This is a genomic window from Xanthomonas arboricola pv. populi, assembly GCF_002939945.1.
Taxonomy (GTDB): Bacteria; Pseudomonadota; Gammaproteobacteria; order Xanthomonadales; family Xanthomonadaceae; genus Xanthomonas; species Xanthomonas arboricola_A.
Genome location: NZ_MDEB01000023.1, coordinates 1 through 1,126, shown reverse-complemented (window position 1 = coordinate 1,126; position 1,126 = coordinate 1). Strand labels below are relative to the sequence as shown.

Genomic DNA, 1,126 nt, shown 5'->3' with positions numbered 1-1,126 from the left:
CCAATGACGAGACATGTGACATCGGCACGCTGAGCTGCGCTCAGACGTTGGAATTTCCATCGTTTTCGGCGCTTTTTCGCGCAATTCCCCGGATCACAGGCACATCTCGGCCACGACAGGCAGCAATTGCTTCCGCCTCATGCACAGGTTCGACAGCGCAAACAGCGTCAGCACCTGTGCCGTGTTCTTCGCCAGGCCGCGATAGCGGACCTTGACGTAACCAAACTGGCGTTTGATCACCCGGAACGGATGTTCCACCTTCGCCCGTAGGCTGGCCTTGGCGTGCTCCCAGCGCTTGGTCCACTGCAACTCGCGCGCGTTCTTGACCTGCTTGAGCTTGGACGGCTTCTCTGCAATCAGGTAGCGCAACTTGCGCTTGCGCGCCATCTCCGCACGCTTCTCCAGACCCGTGTAACCGCTATCCCCGCTGAGCGTGTCTTCCTTGCCATGCAGCAGCTTGTGCGCCTGTGTGATATCGGCGACGTTGGCCGCCGTGCACTCCACGTGGTGCACCAATCCGGACACATCGTCTACGCCAATGTGCGCTTTCATCCCGAAGTAATACTGATTGCCCTTCTTGGTCTGGTGCATCTCAGGGTCACGTGCATGGTCGGCATTCTTGGTCGAACTGGGCGCAGCAATCAGCGTCGCATCGACGATCGTTCCCGACCGCAGGCTCTGGCCCTTGCGCGCCAGATGCGCGTTGACGGCCTCCAGCATTCGTGCGGCGAAGCCATGGGTCTCCAGCAGGCGCCGAAAGTTGAGAATCGTGGTCTCGTCGGGAATGTCGTCCAAGCCACCGAGCTGGGCAAAGCGCCGCAAGGTCGGAATCTCGTGCAGCGCTTCTTCCATCGCCGGATCACTCAACGCATACCACTGCTGCAGCAGATGAATCCGCAACATCGTCGCCAGTGCGTACGGCTGCCGACCTGGCCGCCCCGACACCGGATAGTGCGGTGCGATCAGCGCAAGCAACTGCTTCCACGGCACCACCTTCTCCATCTCACTCAGGAAGATCTCGCGGCGGGTCTGCTTGCGCTTGCCCAGGCCCTCAGCGTCACCGAACGTCAGTTGCATGGATGATTCCTCACTCTGTGGCAATAGTGTCGCGCATCTGCTGTGCTTT

The 1,126-nt window shown here is 60.2% G+C and carries 1 protein-coding gene; it reads right to left on the bottom strand.

What is annotated here, in order from left to right:
* Positions 1-93 precede the first annotated feature (93 nt).
* Positions 94-1,077 carry an IS5 family transposase gene (locus XaplCFBP3123_RS21100; protein ID WP_104535802.1) on the bottom strand — a complete coding sequence of 328 codons (984 nt, stop codon included), beginning with the start codon at positions 1,075-1,077 and terminating at the stop codon, positions 94-96.
* Positions 1,078-1,126 lie beyond the last annotated feature (49 nt).

Coding starts and splice junctions, on each gene's coding strand:
- XaplCFBP3123_RS21100 (WP_104535802.1), bottom strand. CDS start 1,077: ATGCAACTGACGTTCGGTGACGCTGAGGGCCTGGGCAAGCGCAAGCAG.